The organism is Anaerococcus hydrogenalis (genome assembly GCF_002871895.1).
Taxonomy (GTDB): Bacteria; Bacillota; Clostridia; order Tissierellales; family Peptoniphilaceae; genus Anaerococcus; species Anaerococcus hydrogenalis.
On sequence record NZ_PNHP01000001.1, the window covers coordinates 234,993 to 252,413 of the forward strand.

The 17,421-nt window shown below is 26.9% G+C and carries 17 protein-coding genes; 16 read left to right on the top strand and 1 reads right to left on the bottom strand.

Features of this window, described 5'->3' with window-relative positions:
- The first annotated feature begins 29 nt into the window (after positions 1 to 29).
- Genes plsX through rpe form a run of 13 tightly spaced genes read left to right on the top strand, consistent with a single transcriptional unit; the run spans position 30 to position 14,513 of the window.
- Positions 30 to 1,004, top strand: coding sequence for a phosphate acyltransferase PlsX (plsX, locus tag CJ192_RS01120; RefSeq protein ID WP_102197451.1), 975 nt, complete (start codon positions 30 to 32; stop codon positions 1,002 to 1,004).
- Positions 1,001 to 1,225 (top strand): acyl carrier protein, encoded by a 225-nt coding sequence (locus CJ192_RS01125; RefSeq protein WP_004812467.1) that lies wholly within the window; start codon positions 1,001 to 1,003, stop codon positions 1,223 to 1,225. The genes plsX and CJ192_RS01125 overlap by 4 nt, the downstream gene beginning before the upstream one ends.
- Positions 1,225 to 1,941, top strand: coding sequence for a ribonuclease III (gene rnc / locus CJ192_RS01130; RefSeq protein WP_102197452.1), 717 nt, complete (start codon positions 1,225 to 1,227; stop codon positions 1,939 to 1,941). The genes CJ192_RS01125 and rnc overlap by 1 nt, the downstream gene beginning before the upstream one ends.
- Positions 1,934 to 3,010 carry an elongator complex protein 3 gene (locus CJ192_RS01135; protein WP_102197453.1) on the top strand — a complete coding sequence of 359 codons (1,077 nt, stop codon included), beginning with the start codon at positions 1,934 to 1,936 and terminating at the stop codon, positions 3,008 to 3,010. The genes rnc and CJ192_RS01135 overlap by 8 nt, the downstream gene beginning before the upstream one ends.
- Entirely contained in the window at positions 3,006 to 6,527 is a 3,522-nt protein-coding gene (smc, locus tag CJ192_RS01140; RefSeq protein ID WP_425319618.1) for a chromosome segregation protein SMC, read from the top strand. Before CJ192_RS01135 ends, smc begins: the two co-directional genes overlap by 5 nt.
- A gap of 10 nt (positions 6,528 to 6,537) precedes the next feature.
- A complete protein-coding gene (gene def / locus CJ192_RS01145; protein ID WP_004818110.1) occupies positions 6,538 to 6,999 on the top strand; it encodes a peptide deformylase in 462 nt (153 codons plus the stop codon).
- Positions 6,974 to 7,933, top strand: a complete 960-nt coding sequence (fmt, locus tag CJ192_RS01150) for a methionyl-tRNA formyltransferase (protein WP_102197456.1) — start codon at positions 6,974 to 6,976, stop codon at positions 7,931 to 7,933. The genes def and fmt overlap by 26 nt, the downstream gene beginning before the upstream one ends.
- A 1-nt stretch (position 7,934) precedes the next feature.
- Complete coding sequence (rsmB, locus tag CJ192_RS01155) at positions 7,935 to 9,215, top strand: 16S rRNA (cytosine(967)-C(5))-methyltransferase RsmB (RefSeq protein ID WP_102197457.1); 1,281 nt, start codon at positions 7,935 to 7,937, stop codon at positions 9,213 to 9,215.
- Positions 9,212 to 10,243: a dual-specificity RNA methyltransferase RlmN gene (rlmN, locus tag CJ192_RS01160; protein WP_102197458.1), complete on the top strand. Its 1,032-nt coding sequence runs from the start codon at positions 9,212 to 9,214 to the stop codon at positions 10,241 to 10,243. The genes rsmB and rlmN overlap by 4 nt, the downstream gene beginning before the upstream one ends.
- A 2-nt stretch (positions 10,244 to 10,245) precedes the next feature.
- On the top strand, positions 10,246 to 10,974 hold the full coding sequence (locus tag CJ192_RS01165; protein WP_102197459.1) for a Stp1/IreP family PP2C-type Ser/Thr phosphatase: 729 nt from the start codon (positions 10,246 to 10,248) through the stop codon (positions 10,972 to 10,974).
- Positions 10,975 to 10,981: 7 nt separating this feature from the next.
- The gene (pknB, locus tag CJ192_RS01170; RefSeq protein WP_102197460.1) at positions 10,982 to 12,997 is read left to right on the top strand and encodes a Stk1 family PASTA domain-containing Ser/Thr kinase; all 2,016 of its coding nucleotides are present in this window, start codon (positions 10,982 to 10,984) and stop codon (positions 12,995 to 12,997) included.
- Positions 12,994 to 13,857 (top strand): ribosome small subunit-dependent GTPase A, encoded by an 864-nt coding sequence (rsgA, locus tag CJ192_RS01175; protein WP_102197461.1) that lies wholly within the window; start codon positions 12,994 to 12,996, stop codon positions 13,855 to 13,857. Before pknB ends, rsgA begins: the two co-directional genes overlap by 4 nt.
- Positions 13,851 to 14,513, top strand: a complete 663-nt coding sequence (gene rpe / locus CJ192_RS01180) for a ribulose-phosphate 3-epimerase (protein WP_102197462.1) — start codon at positions 13,851 to 13,853, stop codon at positions 14,511 to 14,513. Before rsgA ends, rpe begins: the two co-directional genes overlap by 7 nt.
- 83 nt (positions 14,514 to 14,596) lie before the next feature.
- On the opposite strand, the gene rpmB is transcribed toward rpe, so the two are convergent.
- Entirely contained in the window at positions 14,597 to 14,785 is a 189-nt protein-coding gene (rpmB, locus tag CJ192_RS01185; protein WP_004812430.1) for a 50S ribosomal protein L28, read from the bottom strand.
- Positions 14,786 to 14,943: 158 nt separating this feature from the next.
- On the opposite strand from rpmB, the gene murB reads away from it, so the two are divergent.
- Genes murB through CJ192_RS01200 form a run of 3 tightly spaced genes read left to right on the top strand, consistent with a single transcriptional unit; the run spans position 14,944 to position 17,410 of the window.
- A complete protein-coding gene (gene murB, locus CJ192_RS01190; protein WP_004818068.1) occupies positions 14,944 to 15,846 on the top strand; it encodes a UDP-N-acetylmuramate dehydrogenase in 903 nt (300 codons plus the stop codon).
- Positions 15,846 to 16,700, top strand: coding sequence for an RNase adapter RapZ (gene rapZ, locus CJ192_RS01195; protein ID WP_004818049.1), 855 nt, complete (start codon positions 15,846 to 15,848; stop codon positions 16,698 to 16,700). The genes murB and rapZ overlap by 1 nt, the downstream gene beginning before the upstream one ends.
- Positions 16,688 to 17,410 carry a tyrosine-protein phosphatase gene (locus CJ192_RS01200; RefSeq protein WP_004818060.1) on the top strand — a complete coding sequence of 241 codons (723 nt, stop codon included), beginning with the start codon at positions 16,688 to 16,690 and terminating at the stop codon, positions 17,408 to 17,410. Before rapZ ends, CJ192_RS01200 begins: the two co-directional genes overlap by 13 nt.
- Positions 17,411 to 17,421 lie beyond the last annotated feature (11 nt).

Consider the following 17,421-nt stretch of genomic DNA (forward strand, 5'->3'; position numbering starts at 1 on the left):
TTTTTTATTATCAAAAATAAGGGGAAATTATGAAAATAATTATAGATACTTTTGGAGCAGATGATGGGATTGGAATTCCTATAGAAGGTGCAATTGAAGCTCTAAAAACTAAAGAATTTATACCATGTTTTTCTGGTGAAAAAGAAAAAATAGAAAAAATAATTGATGGTAGAATAAAATCTTATGAGATAATTGATGCTAAAGAAAAAATAGAAAATAATGAAGACCCGGTAAGGGCTATTAGAAAGAAAAAAGAATCAAGTCTTGTCAAAGGATTTAATAAATTAAACGAAGACGGTTATGATGGCTTAGTTTCTTCTGGTTCTACTGGAGCAATTCTTGCTAGTGGACTTTTTATTTCTGGAAGAATAGAAGGTATTAAAAGAGCCTGCATAGCAACAAGTCTTCCAACTTATGAAAATACAAGTCTTTTGTTAGATACAGGAGCTAATATGGATTGTAAGGCAGAATTTTTAAGAGAATTTGCAATTATGGGCCATGTATTTGCTAAAAATGTTTTAAATATAGAAAATCCTTCAGTATCTTTATTAAATGTAGGAATTGAAGAACATAAGGGAAATAAATTATCTAAGGAAACTTATAAATTATTAAAGGAATCTTCCCTTAATTTCGTTGGAAATATTGAAGCAAGAGATTTATTTACAGGAAAAACTAATATAATTATAGCTGATGGCTTTGATGGAAATATAGCTATAAAAACAGCTGAAGGAGTAATAAGTCTTTTTAGTAAAGAAATAAAAGATGCGATTTATAAGTCGGTTAAAACAAAAATTGGTGGAGCATTAATAAAAGATAGCTTAAAAGAGAATTTATCAAAATATAATTCTGATGGTATTGGTGGAGCACCACTTTTGGGGGTAAAACAATATGTATACAAGGCCCATGGAAATTCAAACAAAAGAGCATTTGCCTCAGCAATTCTTGGTTTAATAGATTATATAAATACAGATACAATAGAAAAAATTAAAGGAGAATTAAAATGATAAGAGATGAATTATTAGAATTAGTAAGGGAAAATTTAGATATAGATGTGGATGAAGTAGATTTTGATAAGGCTATTTCAGATTATGATATTGATTCAATAGATATGTTAGATTTTATCATGGCTATTGAAGACAAATATGATATAGAATTTTCTGATGACGAACTAGATGAAATTGAAAAATTTTCAGATGTAGTATCCTTAATAGAAAGCAAAAATTAATGACAATAAGCAAAGAAAGAAAAGAAGAATTAGAAAAACTTGAAGAAAGTATTGGCTACAGCTTTAAAAACAAAAATTTAATTGATGTAGCCCTTACTCATTCTTCTTATATAAACGAAAGTAAAGATAAAAATAGATCTTCTAATGAAAGGTTAGAATTTTTGGGAGACAGCATTTTGGATTTGGTGGTTAGCGAAGAATTATATAAAAATCACAAGTCATATCCAGAAGGAAAACTTACAAAAATTAGGTCAAGAATTGTTTGTACATCTTCTTTTTCAAAGGCAAGCGAGAAATTTAATCTTTCTTCTTATTTGTTATTTGGAAAAGGTGAAATTAGCCATAATGGTAGGGAGAAAAAGTCTGTAAAGGCTGATACCTTTGAAGCTTTTTGTGCTGCGATTTATCTTGATGCAGGATATGCTTTTTTGAAAAACTTTTTGATGGAAAATTATTATCAAACTGTAAAAGAACTTTTAGAAAATGACCTACTTTTTATTGATTATAAGACAAAATTACAAGAATATTTTAATAAAACAAATAGGACAATTTTAAAATATAAACTTGCAAAAGAAGAAGGCCCTGAACATAACAAGACATTTTATATGGATGTTTATGCTAAAAACAAAAAATTAAGCACAGGAAAAGGAAAAAATAAAAAAGAAGCAGAACAAATGGCTGCGATGAAGGCTTATAAGAAGTTAAACTATGAGTAAAAAAGAATATATAATACCAATCTTTATACCGTTTTTAGGTTGTCCCCATGATTGTGCTTTTTGCAATCAGGTGAAAATTACGAATTATAAAGATAGTATAAATAAAGAAAATACCATAAAGCAAATTGACCAATACTTATCCTATTTTCCGAATAATGATAATCCAAAAGAAATTGCATTTTTTGGTGGATCATTTACAGGTCTTGAAACAGATGTCATGATTTCTTATCTTGAAATTGCTTTAGCTTATAAAAAGAAGGGAATTATTGATAGAATCAGATTATCTACAAGGCCTGATTATATAAATAATTCTATTCTTGATATATTAAAAGAATATGAGGTTGATGTAATAGAACTTGGTATTCAATCTCTTGATAATGAAATATTGAATGCTAATGAGAGAGGACACAGTAGGGAAGATTCAATTAGGGCAAGTAAATTGATAAAAGAATATGGCTTTAAATTAGGCCATCAAATTATGCCAGGTCTTTACAAGGATACTTATGATTCAGCAATAAATACAGGACTAGAATCTATAAAAATGAATCCGGATATGGTAAGAATATATCCTACCTTGGTTATTAAAGATACAAAACTTGAGAAATTATATAAAGAAAATTTATATAAGCCTTTGACATTAGATGAAGCAATTGACATTTCTAGTAAGCTTTATATGATTTATTCTTATAAAAATATTCCAGTTATAAGAATAGGACTTCAACCAACAGAAAATATAAATGACAAAGAAGATGTTGTGGCTGGTCCATTTCATCCATCAATAAGACAATTAGTAGAATCAAATATACACAAAATTTATTTAGAAGAACTAATCAAAAACTTTGATTTTAAAGATAATATAATAATTCATGTAGGAAATAGGGAAATTTCTATAATTTCTGGAAATAAAAAATCAAATAAAGATTATTTTTACAAAAAATATGGTTTAATAATAAATTTTAAAAATGATAGTGAAGAATTTATTGAATGTAAAGACAAAAAAATCCCTTATGATATTGATGGATTTATAAAAAAATTTGTAGAAAAAACTTACGGTGGTGATTTATATTAGATTAGAAAGTGTAGAACTTAAAGGATTTAAGTCCTTTGCTGAAAGAACGAAAATAAAATTTAATAACCAAATAACTGCTGTAGTAGGACCGAATGGATCTGGAAAATCTAATATAGCTGATGCCATAAAATGGGTTTTGGGAGAACAATCTGTAAAATCTTTGAGAGGAAAAAAGATGGATGATGTTATATTTCAAGGCTCTGACCGAAAAAAACCTATGAATATGGCAGAAGTAAACTTGTCTTTCGATAATAAAGATAGGGCCTTATCAAGTGACTATGACTTGGTGAAAATTTCTAGAAGAATTTATAGAAATGGTGACAATGAATATAGGTTAAATGGAAAAAGAGTAAGGCTTAAAGATGTAAAAGAATTGTTTTTGGATACTGGAATTGGTAAAGAAGGATATTCTGTGATTGGTCAAGGAAGAATTGATGAAATATTGAATTCTTCTAACCAAGAAAGAAGAAATATTTTTGAAGAGGCAAGTGGAATTGCAACTCATAAATATAGAAGGGAAGAATCCTTAAAAAAATTATCAAAAGTTGATGATGATCTAGAAATAATTCAAAGGGAATGGGAATATAAAAATAAAGATAAAAATAAGTTAGAAATAGAAGCTAAAAATTTTGACAAGTATCACGAAATTGAAGATTTACTTGATAAAAAATCTTATTATTTTTATATTAGAAGGTCCAAATCTTTAGAAGAAAAAAATAAAGAATTAATTGAAGATATAAAAAATATAAAAAAAGTTCAAGAAGAGAAAACAAGAGAATTTGATAAGGTAAATGAGTCTTTACTTCCAATAGCAGATTCAATTAGAAATCTTGAAAAAAATTATGAAAAAATTTGCCAGGATATTTTAAATAAGGAAAAAAATATAGATAGGCTTACTAATAAAATTCAATTAGATGAGCAAAAATTATCTTACAATCAAAAAGATTTAGAAAGAAATAAAAAAGATTTCGAATCTTATGATGAAAAAATAAAAAAATATAAAATTTCCCTAGATGATCAAAAAAGTAAATTAGATCAAACTAAAAACCTTATTAAAAATCTAGAAATTGAAAATGAAGATTTTTTAAAAAAGAAAAAGCAAAATTTATCTACTTTATCAAATATAAAAAATGACCTTTTAAGTTTAAAAGACTCGGAGAAAAAACTAAATAAATTAATATATGATTATGATATAGACCAAAAAACAAGGTTAATTTTAAAAGAGAGAAGAGATAAAAATAATAAAGAAATAAAAGAAAAGATAAGTGATTTTGAAAAAGAACTTACTGATATAAAAAAAGATTTATCTGTTTTTGAAGAAGAAAAAAATACTTTATCAAAAAAAATTAATGATACAGATGAAAACATTAATAAAATAAAAGAAAAAATCTTAAGTGATAACAATCAAAAAGATTTATTAGAAAAAGAAATCAATCAAAATAATTTATCATGTAAGGAAGAAATTTCTAAATATAAGATTCAAAAATCAATGATTGAAAGAAATGATGGATATTTTTATTCTGTTTCAGATTTTTTGAAAAAAACAAAAAATACAGAAATTGAAAAATACTATATAAATACTCTGGCAAATCTTATTACAGTAAAGTCAGGCTATGAAGAAATAATTGAAAATCTTATTGGACAGGGCCTTCAAAATATAGTTACTTGGTCAAAAAATGATACTAGAGAAATTATTAACTTTGTAAATAAGAATAAACTTGGAAGAATAACCTTCTTACCTCTTGATTCAATTAAACAAAATAAAAAACCAAGAGTTGATGAGAAAGAAGTCATAGCTATGGCTTATGATCTAGTAAGCTATGATGATAGGCTTGAAAATATTATAAATCATTTTTTATCTAATACTGTTGTAGTAAAAAATATTGATGATGCTATTAGTCTTTCAAATAAAATAAAGGGTTATAGGATAATCTCCCTACAACTTGACCTCATAAATACATGGGGTTCTATGGCTGCAGGTGTAAATAAATCGAGAAAATCAAATATTAATATCTTAAATAGAAATAAAAAAATCAATGAAATTAAAGCTAGAATAAATAATCTTAGAAATGAAAGAAATGAATTATTGGATTCTTTTAATAATATAAAAATAGAAATCGAAAAAAATAAAGAAATATTAGTTGAAAATGAGCAAGTATCACTTGATTTAAAGGAAAAATATTCCAATAAAAATTTAGAGCTTGATAGGAAGACTTATCAAGAGGAAACTTTCCTTCAAAGAATTAAGGAGTTAAAAGAATCTCTAAGAGAGTCTTCGGAAGATGAAGAATTTAAAGATATTGAGAAAATAAAATTAGATTTAGAAGATATTATTAAAAAAATTAAAAACTTAGAAAATCAAGCTGATGAAAAAAATAACTTAATAAATGATTTATCTAACCAAATATTTAAAAATAAAAATAGTATTGAAATAAATACAAGAGACTTAAATATTTTAGAAAATAGGATTGGTGAAGATCAAAATAGCCTAATAAATTTAGAAGAAAATATTAAATTTAATCAAAAATTAAAAATAAGCTTAGATAAAACTTTGGAGAATTTAGAAAATGAAATTTCTTTGAGTAAGGAAAAAATTGAAAAATCTAAAAATAATCTAGATAAATTTGAACAAACAAAGCTTGATCTAAATAAAGAAATCGATGATAAGAAAAAGGCTAACCATGAACTTTTATCCTTATCCAAAAATATAGAAAATGAATTAAATGAATATTCTATGAAAATAGTTCAGTTTAATTACAAATTGGAAGCTATTAGTAAGGATTTGAAAAATTTAGAAGATGAAATCAGACCATTTATTTCAAAACCCTTGGATAAGTTAAAAGAAAATAATTATGAGGAAAAAGAGCTTTCTATAAAAAAAGAAGACTTGTTCGATCTTCAAAAAAAACTTGGAAAGATAGGATTTTTTGATGAAAATTCAAAGGAAAATTTCAAGAAAATCAATGAAGAATTTGAGTTTTTAGACAAACAAAAAATAGACTTAGAATTAGCTAAAAAAGATATTGAAAAAATGATAAAAAAATTAGAAAATGACATGAAAGATGAATTTATCAAAAATTTCAATATAATAGATAGAAAGTTTCAAAGAATATTTAAAGAATTATTTATGGGTGGAAATGCAAAATTAAGTTTAGATTCTAATGAATTATTAGATGCTGGAATTGATATTTCTGCTTGTCCTCCAGGAAAAAGTACTAAGAATATTTCACTTTTATCTGGTGGAGAGAAATCACTTACAGCAGTAGCACTTTTATTTGCAATATTTGAAACAAATCCTGCACCATTTTCACTATTAGATGAAATTGATGCAGCTATGGATGAATCAAATATAAAAAGATATATAGACTATCTAAAATCCTTATCAAATAATACTCAATTTATAATGATAACTCACAGGCAAACAACCATGCAACTTGCAGAAAAAATACATGGAGTAACAATTGGAGATGGTGGGATATCAAAAATTTACTCAATTGATTTTGAACAAAATAAATAAAGGAGAAGTTATGGCAATTAGAAATATAAGACAAGTAGGAGATCCAATTTTAAGAAAAACTTCAAAAGAAGTTAAAGAAGTTAATGATAGAATTAAAATTTTGTTAGATGATATGGCTGAGACTATGTATAAGGCTGACGGAGTTGGACTTGCAGCTCCCCAAGTAGGTCTTTTAAAAAGAGTAATAGTTGTAGATATTAGAGATGAAGATGGGCTAATAAAACTTGTAAATCCAGAAATTATTGAAAAAGATGGAGAGCAAGTTGGAGTTGAAGGATGTCTTTCAGTTCCAAACTTTAATGCAAATGTAAAAAGACCTGCCCATGTAATAGTAAAATATTTAGATGAAAATGGAGAAGAGAAAAAAATTGAAGCTGAAGGATTAAAGGCTGTTGCTCTTTGCCATGAAATTGATCACTTAAATGGTGTTTTATTTATAGATAATTATGAAGAGGAAGTTAAATTTGACTAAAAAAATAAATATATGTTTTATGGGAAGTCCAAAGTTTTCACTAGAAACTTTGGATATTCTTAATAAAAATGAAAATATAAATGTAAGTTTAGTAGTAAGTGGAAAAGATAAAAAAAGAAATAGGAATAAATTCAAACCAACTGTAATCAAACAATATGCTTTGGATAATAATTTGGAAGTACTTACACCAGATAGTGTCAATACAGACGAATTTATTAGTATTTTGAAAGAAAAAGAGATAGATTTTATTGTTGTGGTTGCCTTCGGTCAACTAATAAAAGAAAATTTATTGAAAGAATTTGAAAATAAAATTATAAACCTACATCCTTCATCCTTACCAAAATATAGGGGACCAAGTCCTGTCCAATTTAGCTTATTAAATGGTGATAAAACAACTCATGCATCAGCCATGCTTATAGAAAAAGGAATGGATTCTGGAGATATTTTATATCAAAAAGAATTGGAAATACAAGATGAAGATGATTTTACATCATTGAGTGAAAAATTATCTAAAATTGGAAGCCAGGCAATTTTATATTCCTTATTAAATTACAATGATTTAATTGAAAAAAGTATAAAACAAGATGATGAAAAGGCTACATTTACCAAAAAAATATCAAAAGATATGGGAAAAATCGATTTTTCTAATGATAAAGAAGATATAATCAATAAAATAAGGGCTCTTGTAGAATTTCCTAAGGCTTATTTTACTTATAAGGGAGAAAACGTAAAAATTTTAAAGGCAAGTCCTGTTCAAATAGAAAATCCAAAAATATCTTTTGTATATAAGGCAAATAAGGAAGATAAGATTATTATAGGCTGCAAAAATGGTGGGATAAAAATAGAAAAAATTCAATTTCCTGGGAAAAAAGCCATGGATACGAAGTCATTTTTATTAGGAAATGATTTTGAAGAAGGAATTTATTTAGAATAATATGCAAGATTTCAAATTAATATTAGATGGACTTTATAGGATATGCTATAAAAATGAAAAATCTACAGATATTATAAATGATATAGCAAGAGAAGTTAGTGATATATCTTATATTACAAAAAATATCTATGGTGTTTTGGAAAATAAGCTTTATCTTGAATATATTATTGGGAAATTATCTAAAATAAAAATAAAAAGAATAGATAAAAAAGTTTTACTAATTTTAGAAATTGGAATATATAATATTCATTTTTTAGATAGAAAGAACTACGCCATAGTAAATGAACTTGTAAATTTAACAAAAAAAGTTTCTTATAAGTCTAAGTCTTTTGTGAATGCTATTTTAAGGTCATACATTAGAGATGAAGAAAACCTATCAAAAATAAAGGCAAAAAATAAAGAGCAGTTTCAATCTATAAAATACTCTATCCCTTTATGGATTATTAATTATTTGAATGAATCTTATGGATATGACTACACAGAAAAATTTTTAAATTCCTTAAATAAAGAAAGAAAATTGTCAATTAGGGTAAATGAAAATAAGATTGATAAAAATAAATTAAAAAATCTTCTAGAAGATAAGGGATATCAACTTGCAGAATCTAAAATTTCTTCTAGAAGTTTGATAGTTAAAAACCCAAGCTCCTTGGCAGATACGAAAGAATTTAAAGAAGGCTTATTTACTATCCAATCAGAGGCATCAATTAAGGTTTGTGAAGTATTAAATCCTAAAAAAAATTCTCAAATACTTGACTTGTGTGCGGCTCCAGGAACTAAAACTTCTTTTTTGGCAGAGCTTTGCGAAAATTCATCTCGAATTGTAGCCAATGATATATCATTTAATAAACTTTCTAAGATAAATGAAAATATAAAAAGACTTGGCCTTAAAAATATAGAAATTACAAATTTTGATGCTAGTATAGTAAAAGACGAGTTTAAAGAAAAATTTGATTATATTTTGTGTGATTTGCCATGTTCAGGTCTTGGTGTTATGGATAGAAAACCAGAGATAAGATATAATAGGACTATGGAAGATGTGATAAATCTTTCAAAACTTCAAAAAAATATTTTGGATAGAGCTTTTTTATACCTTAAGAAGGGTGGCATTATGGTATTTTCAACTTGCACTATTGGAAATATTGAAAATAAAGATAATTTTACCTATTTAAGCAAGAAAAAAAGTCTTAAGAATATAAAAATTAATGGTGAGGAGTATTTGGAATATAATACTTTTGAAGATGAAACCGATGGATTTTTCCTTACAAAATTTGAAAAGATATGATTATGAAACAAACTATAAATGATAAGACAATAGAAGAGTTAGAAAAAATATTTTTGGACTTAGGATTTAAAAAGTTTAGGGCAAAACAAGTTTTCAGGCAAATTCATGTAAATAAAATAAATGATTTTTCTAAAATGACAGATTTATCAAAAAAGATGCGTGAAGATTTAGATAAGTATTTCTATTTTCCAAAAATAAAGGTAGTAAAAGAATTTAAATCCAATCTTGATAAAACTAAAAAATATTTATTTGAACTTGATGATAAAAATATAATAGAAGCTGTTTTTATGGAATATAATAATAGAAATACTATTTGTATTTCATCACAAGTAGGTTGTAGGATGGGGTGCAAATTTTGTGCATCTACAAAAAATGGCCTTGAAAGATCTCTTTCAGCAGCAGAAATAATTGAAGAAATTTATCTTTTGGAAAGAGAAAATTCTGATATAAGCAATATTGTAGTTATGGGAATAGGAGAACCTTTAGATAATTTTTCAAATATTGAAAAATTTATTAAAATTATAACAGATCAAAAGGGTAGAAATTTATCCCATCGTTCTATAACTGTATCTACTGTTGGCCTAGTTGATAAGATATATGATTTAGCAAATTTAGGTTATGATATTAATTTGGCAGTTTCCCTACACTATGCTTTCGATGAAAAAAGAATGACTTATATGCCAAGTGGGAAAAAATATAAAATAAAAGATATTATAAAAGCTTGTGACTATTATCTTGAAAAAACCAAAAGAAGAGTCTCATATGAATATGTTGTAATTGATGGGGTAAATAATTTAAGAGAAGACATTGACCAATTAGAAAATCTTTTTAAGGGGAAAAATATTCATATAAATTTGATCCCCTTAAATCCAATAGAAGAGTTTAAACATTCAAAAACTAAAAACAATGTAATGGATCAATTTCAACAAAAACTTACAAAAAAAGGCCTAAATGCTACTATTAGAAGATCGATGGGTTCTGATATTGATGCATCATGTGGTCAGTTGAGAAATAACTATGCGAGGTAAAAATGAAATTTAGTACTATTTCAAATATCGGCAAGGTAAGAAGCGAAAACCAGGATTATTATGGTAATTTAGAATTAGATAAGTATTGCTTTTTTATAGTTGCTGATGGTATGGGTGGATACAATGGTGGTGAGATAGCTTCAAAACTAGCTGCTAAATATTACATAGATTTTATTAAAGATGCAAATATTGAGGACTTTCCATCAATTATCGATTTACAAGAAGAAGCCTTAAGGGATGCAAATAATAAAATTTATTCACTATCAAAATCTTATGAACAATATTCTAATATGGGCACGACTGCTGTTTGTGTTTGTATTGATTATGAAAAAAAATCTTATCATATAAGCCACATTGGAGATTCAAGGGCTTATATTTATTCTGATAAAAAATTACAAAGAATAACCAGAGATCATTCCTTGGTTAATGATTTAATCGATTCAGGTTCAATAACAGAGGATGAAGCCCAAAATTTTGCTAATAAGTCTACTATTACAAGAGCAGTTGGAGTAGCTAGTAAAATTAAACCAGAGTCAAGGTCACTTGATATGAAAGATAGTGATATATTACTAATGGTGACAGATGGGTTGACAAATGAAGTCAGTGATGTAGAAATTGAGTCAATCATTGCTAATAACTCAACAGCTGATAAAATATCATCTAGCCTAGTTGATTTAGCTATAAGAAATGGTGGACACGATAATATCACTGTAACTACAATTTTGATTTGAGGTAAATATGGACAATATTATTTTAGGTAATAGATATCAATTGCAAGATCTCATTGGTGTAGGAGGAATGGCTAAAGTTTATAAGGCGACGGACAGACTCTTACAAAGAGATGTTGCAATTAAAATTTTAAAGGACCAATATGCAGAAGATGATGAATTTGTAAAAAAGTTTTCAAATGAAGCCTTATCTGCTGCAAGACTTACGCATGTAAATATAGTAAGTGTTTATGATATTGGTGAAGATTTGATAGAAGGCAAAAAAATCCATTATATAGTTATGGAATATGTGGATGGAGAAACCTTAAAGGATCTTATTGATAGGGAAAAAATTATATCGAACCATGATATAGTTGATTATTCAATACAAATTGCTCAAGCTTTAAACCAAGCGCATTCATCAAATATTATCCATAGAGATATTAAACCACAAAATATTTTGATGGATAAGTATGGTTTATTAAAAGTAACGGATTTTGGAATAGCAAGAGTCTCAACAAATGCAACTATAACTTATACTTCATCGATTTTAGGAACTGTTCATTATATTTCACCAGAGCAGGCCAAGGGTAAATTTGTTGACGAAAAATCAGATTTATATTCTCTTGGAGTTGTAATGTATGAAATGGCTACAGGCAAAGTTCCTTTCGATGCTGATAACTCTGTTGGAATTGCTGTTATGCATATTCAAGATGAACCAGAAAGTCCAATAAAATTAAATGAGAATTTATCACCAAGATTAAACGATATAATAATGAAACTTCTTGAAAAAGATCCTCAAAAAAGATTTAAAAATGCAAATGAATTGATAAGAGCTTTGGAAGATAACTCTTATGATATAGGACTTATAAAAAAGGAAGATACTGCAAAGATAGAAAAACCAAAAGAAATTACAGAAACAACTTTTATTCCTGTCGTTGAAAATAAAAAGAAAAAAGATAAAGAAGAAGGAAAAAAAGAAGAATTAGAAAATGAAGCAGTTTATGTAACTCCTACAGATAAGGATGAAAAAAATCCTAAGGAAAAAAAGAAAAAGAGAAAATTGTGGCCTTTTATTTTACTTTTAATAGCTGTTCTTGCTGGAGGACTTTATTATGTAAAATCAAGTAATTCTAATATGGTTCAAGTTCCAACAGTGTTAAATTTAAGCGAAGAAGAAGCAGTAAAGATTCTAGAAGAAAAAAATCTTAAAGCTAATATTTCTCGTTATGCTCAAAGCAATAACTATGAAGCTGGCAAAGTAATGGAACAAGATCCAACACCAAAGACTAAAGTTAGGAAAAATTCAACAGTAAACTTAGTTGTAAGTCAAGGAAGAGAAGTAAAAGTTCCAGATCTTTCAGGTCTAACTTTAGAACAAGCTGAGGAAAAATTAAAAGAATTGGATTTAGAACTTGGAAAAACCAGTACAGATTTCAGTGAAAGTGTAAAAAAAGATAAAATAATAGACCAAGATCCAAGGAAAAATGAAAAGGTTCAAGCTGGAAGTGAAATAGATGTTACAGTAAGTTTGGGTAAAGAAGAAGACGATGTAAAAAATGTAAAAGTTCCAAATTTTGTAGGAAATTACGAAGAAGATGCAATAAGTTTGGCAAATGAAAATGGTCTTACTGTAGGTAATATAACATACAAATACTCTGATAAATATGAAAAAGGAGTTGTAATTAGCCAATCAATAGCAGCTAAAACTCAAGTAGCAGAACACTCTAGTATAGATTTTGTTGTATCAAGAGGAAAAAATCCTAATGATTCTAGTGATGAGGGTACAGATGATGAAAATAAATCACAACAAGTGAATGTTAAATTTACTATTTCAGTTCCTACTGATAAGGATTCATTTAATGTAAAAGTTTATAAGCTAGGAGATAATAACAAAAATTCAGATCTCTTATATAATCAAAACCATACAAAAGATGAACTAGACTCTAATGGAAATTTAAATTTAGATTTTAAATCTGTAGTAGGAACAAAGGTAAATATACTTATAGATGATAAGTCACAGGGAGTATATGAAGTAAATAGATGATTGGTAAAATTATAAAATCTCAAAAAGAAATATATTATGTGTTAAGTGATGAAAAAAGCTATATGTGTAAGGCTAGGGGTGTTTTTAGAAATAAAAATATAAAGCCCCTGGTTGGTGATAATGTTGAATTTGATGTTACTGAAGATTCTAAAGGTTATATAACGAAAATTTTAGATAGAAAAAATCAGATTAAAAGACCTAATATTGCAAATATTGACCAAATTTTGTATTTTATAACTATAAAAAATCCCAGTTTAAATCTTTTTAATATCGATAAGTATCTAGCTATGTGTGAATATATAAATATAGATGTTATAATTATTGTTTCGAAAAAAGATTTGGCTGATAAAAAAGATTTAGATTTTATAAAAATGTATGAAAAAATTGGTTATAAATTAATTTTTATAGACAATTATAAGGATTTTCCTGAATCTGAGATTTTAGAAATATTAAGAGGAAAAACTTCAGCTGTTTCTGGATCTTCCGGTGTTGGCAAGTCTACATTTTTATCTAACTTAGTTGAAAAAGATATTGAAATTGGCTCAATTTCGGAAAAATCAAAAAGAGGTAAAAATACAACAAGACATGTTGAGATATTTAATCTAGAAAAAAATACAAATATTTTTGATACACCTGGATTTGATAGTTTTGATATAGACTTTATCGATGATGAAAAAGATTTGAAATATTGTTTTAGAGAATTTGATAACAATTCTTGCAAGTTCAAGGATTGTAACCATATTAATGAACCTAAATGTAAGGTTAAAGATGACTTATCTAAAAATATAATTGAAAAAACAAGATATGAGAATTATTTAACTTTATTTGAAGAAATAAAAAAAAGGAGACAAAAATGGTAGAAATATCTCCATCAGTTTTATCGGCAAATTTTGCTAATTTACAAAATGATTTAGACCAATTGAAAAAGACAAAGGTAAAATATTTACACCTTGATATTATGGATGGAAAATTCGTTCCAAATATTTCTTTCGGTTTTCCAATTATCAAGTCGATTCGTGAAGATAATGATTTTATTTTTGATACCCACCTTATGATTGATGAACCAATTAGATATATTGATCAGTTTAAAAAAAGCGGAGCTGACCTTATAACTGTTCACTATGAAGCATGTTCAAATTTGGATGAAACTATTGAAAAAATTAAAAATTCTGGTCTAAAAGTAGGCCTAAGTTTTAAACCAAAAACCGACATAGAAAAAATTATTCCTTATCTTGAAAAAATTGACTTATGTTTGGTAATGAGTGTAGAACCAGGTTTTGGTGGACAAAGTTTTATTGAAGATTCTATTGGAAAAATTCAAAAATTAAGGTCTTATATTGATGATAATAATCTATCATGCTTAATTGAAGTTGATGGTGGAATTAAAGATCATAATTTGAAAAAAGTTATAGATGCAGGAGTGGATGTCGTTGTTAGTGGATCAGATATTTTCTCCCATAAGGAAAATTCTATAATTGATCAAGTAAATAAATATTATGAGATAATAAATGAATAAAAGAAATTAAAAAAAGAAAGTAGTTCAAGGCTACTTTCTTTTTTTAATGAAAAAATAGTGCTTATCGCACTATAAAATTTCTATTAAGCTTTTTCTACTTTACCGCTTTTTATACATTTTGTACAAACGTTGATTGTTTTTACGCTTCCATTAATTTTAGCTCTTAATTTATGAACGTTTGGTTTAAAGTTTCTATTTAGTCTTCTGTGTGAGAAAGTTACTTTATTTCCAAATTTTGTACCTTTTCCACAGATATCACATTCTCTTGCCATACTTTACACCTCCAAGTCTTAATTTTATCTTAGTTATTATACCAAATTTATTAAAAATTTACAAATATAATCGCTACTTGCTATTATATAGAAAAACGGACAAAAAATCAAATAAGAGTATAATAAGATTAGATTTTAGTAAGTTAGAAGGAGTGTTTATGGATTATAAATCATTGTATGAAGGAAAAGATTTTGGAATTATTAGATTTAATGAAAAACTAAAAAATTATACAAATTTTGGCATTGGGGGATGTGCCGATGTTTTGGTTGAGGTTGAAGAGGAATATCAACTTGTAGATTTGATTAAATTTAATAAGGAAAATAATATAAAAACTACAATTATAGGAAATGGTACAAATATTTTGGTCACCGATAAGGGGATTAGGGGCTGTGTTATAATAATTTCTAAAAATTATAATAGGATTTCAGTAGATGGAAATCTTTTAAAGGTTAGTGCTGGTGCTCTCTTATCTGAAGCTAGTAAATTTTCTTTCAAAAATTTTTTGACAGGAATGGAAGAAGTATCAGGAATTCCAGGTACTGTAGGCGGAGCTGTTGCAATGAATGCTGGAGCTTATGGGGTAGAGATGAAAGATATTATAAAAACTGTTAAATTAATTTCAAGAGATGGTCAAATAATTGAACTTTCTAACCAAGATATGGATTTTTCTTATAGACATTCAAAAGTCTTTGATGATGACTTAATTGTTTCTGAAGCTATTTTTGAACTTAAAGAGGGAAATCAAGAAGAAATTAATGAAAAATATAATGATTTTACAAATAGAAGGGTTACAAAACAACCTTTAGAAAAAAAATCAGCTGGATCAACTTTTAAAAGACCAGTGGGCTCCTATGCATCAAAGTTAATTGATGAATGTGGACTTAGGGGATATAAAAAAGGAGATTGCCAAGTAAGTGAAAAACACTGTGGATTTTTGATAAATAATGGGGATGCAACTTACAATGAAATGATTGATTTTATTGAAGAAGTTGCAAGCATCGTCTTTGAAAAAACAGGTTTTAAACTTGAAAGAGAAGTTAAGGTTATAGGTGAGAAATAATGAAGGTAAAAATTATAACAGGTCTTAGTGGTTCTGGAAAAACTACTGCCCTTAGAATTTTTGAAGACCTTGATTATTATGCCATGGATAATGTCCCATCAAGCCTGATTGAATCTTTTATTAAATTAAATATGTCCCAGGATAATCCTATTGATAAACTTGCTTGTGTAGTTGATTTTAGGTCTATGGAAGTAGATAAAAACTTAGTTAAAAATCTTGAAAATCTTAAAAAAATAAATGAGGATACCAAAATAATTTATCTTACAAGCCAAGATGAAATAATAATGAAAAGATATAATGAGCTTAGGCGTCCTCACCCTTTAGGATCTTTTGGTGATGTAGAAGATGGGCTTAAAAAAGAGAAAAAAGAATTAAAGAGTGTCGAAAAATTAGCAGATTTAATAATAGATACTAGTAACTATAATAATAAAGACCTTAGAAAGGTAATCTTAGATGTTTCTGAAAAAAAGGAAAATTTCATCATAAATTTATTTTCTTTTGGTTACAAAAACGGTCTAAGCCTGGATGTTGATGTTGTATTTGATTTGAGATTTTTACCAAACCCTTTTTATATAAAAGAATTAAAACACCTAAATGGTAGTGATAAAAAATTACAGGAATATCTTGATAAATTTGAAATTGCAAATGATTTTAAAAACACAGTTTATGAAAATTTGACCAAATTAATACCTTATTTTGTAAAAGAAGGCAAAAATTCTATTTCTATAGGATTTGGTTGTACTGGCGGCCAGCATAGGTCAGTTTATATGTGCGAGAAAATATATGAGCTTTTAAAAGATAGCAATTATATTGTGGTAAAAAAACATAGGGATAGGGAAAAATGGAAAAAATAAAGTATTTAAAAATCTTACCCTTTGAAAATATAAAAAATGCCAGGAGTTTGGGAGGATATCCAACTTATGATGGAAATATTACTTCCTGGGATTCTTTTATAAGAAGTGCAAATCTAGATAGTCTTACAGAAAAGGATATGGATTTGCTAAAAGATTTAAAAGTATCTACAATAATTGATTTAAGAAGAGAAGAAGAGACAAAAAACAAGGGTGAGAAAATTGAAATTATAAAAAATAATTTTACCTATAAGCAAATCTCCCTTATGCCTTGGCCTATGAAACAAGAAGATATACAAAATATTATTGAAAGAAAAATTTCTATAGGAAATTCATATATATCCTTGATAGATAATTTCCCAGCTATCAAAGAAATTCTTGAAATAATGGCAAGTTCTGATGGACGTGTCTTGTATCATTGCCAAGAAGGAAAGGATAGGACTGGAATAATTTCTATGATTCTTCTTTTAATAGCAGGAACTTCAAGAGAAAACATTATGGCAGATTATGAAATTTCATCTGCAAATTTAGGCTATATTGATAGGTTTGAAGCTGATGAGGCAGAATCAATTTTTAGAATTACAAGTCCATATAATATGAAGGAAGCCATGGACTATCTTGAAAAAAAATATAAAAATATAGAAACCTACCTAAAAAAAGTTGGAATTGATGAAAAAACATTTAAGAAATTAAAAGAAAAAATGATTGAATAGAGAGTGATTTG

What these genes read in the sequence shown, in the direction of transcription:
- plsX (WP_102197451.1), top strand. Translation starts at nt 30, where the DNA reads ATGAAAATAATTATAGATACTTTTGGAGCAGATGATGGGATTGGAATT.
- CJ192_RS01125 (WP_004812467.1), top strand. Translation starts at nt 1,001, where the DNA reads ATGATAAGAGATGAATTATTAGAATTAGTAAGGGAAAATTTAGATATA.
- rnc (WP_102197452.1), top strand. Translation starts at nt 1,225, where the DNA reads ATGACAATAAGCAAAGAAAGAAAAGAAGAATTAGAAAAACTTGAAGAA.
- CJ192_RS01135 (WP_102197453.1), top strand. Translation starts at nt 1,934, where the DNA reads ATGAGTAAAAAAGAATATATAATACCAATCTTTATACCGTTTTTAGGT.
- def (WP_004818110.1), top strand. Translation starts at nt 6,538, where the DNA reads ATGGCAATTAGAAATATAAGACAAGTAGGAGATCCAATTTTAAGAAAA.
- fmt (WP_102197456.1), top strand. Translation starts at nt 6,974, where the DNA reads ATGAAGAGGAAGTTAAATTTGACTAAAAAAATAAATATATGTTTTATG.
- rsmB (WP_102197457.1), top strand. Translation starts at nt 7,935, where the DNA reads ATGCAAGATTTCAAATTAATATTAGATGGACTTTATAGGATATGCTAT.
- rlmN (WP_102197458.1), top strand. Translation starts at nt 9,212, where the DNA reads ATGATTATGAAACAAACTATAAATGATAAGACAATAGAAGAGTTAGAA.
- CJ192_RS01165 (WP_102197459.1), top strand. Translation starts at nt 10,246, where the DNA reads ATGAAATTTAGTACTATTTCAAATATCGGCAAGGTAAGAAGCGAAAAC.
- pknB (WP_102197460.1), top strand. Translation starts at nt 10,982, where the DNA reads ATGGACAATATTATTTTAGGTAATAGATATCAATTGCAAGATCTCATT.
- rsgA (WP_102197461.1), top strand. Translation starts at nt 12,994, where the DNA reads ATGATTGGTAAAATTATAAAATCTCAAAAAGAAATATATTATGTGTTA.
- rpe (WP_102197462.1), top strand. Translation starts at nt 13,851, where the DNA reads ATGGTAGAAATATCTCCATCAGTTTTATCGGCAAATTTTGCTAATTTA.
- rpmB (WP_004812430.1), bottom strand. Translation starts at nt 14,785, where the DNA reads ATGGCAAGAGAATGTGATATCTGTGGAAAAGGTACAAAATTTGGAAAT.
- murB (WP_004818068.1), top strand. Translation starts at nt 14,944, where the DNA reads ATGGATTATAAATCATTGTATGAAGGAAAAGATTTTGGAATTATTAGA.
- rapZ (WP_004818049.1), top strand. Translation starts at nt 15,846, where the DNA reads ATGAAGGTAAAAATTATAACAGGTCTTAGTGGTTCTGGAAAAACTACT.
- CJ192_RS01200 (WP_004818060.1), top strand. Translation starts at nt 16,688, where the DNA reads ATGGAAAAAATAAAGTATTTAAAAATCTTACCCTTTGAAAATATAAAA.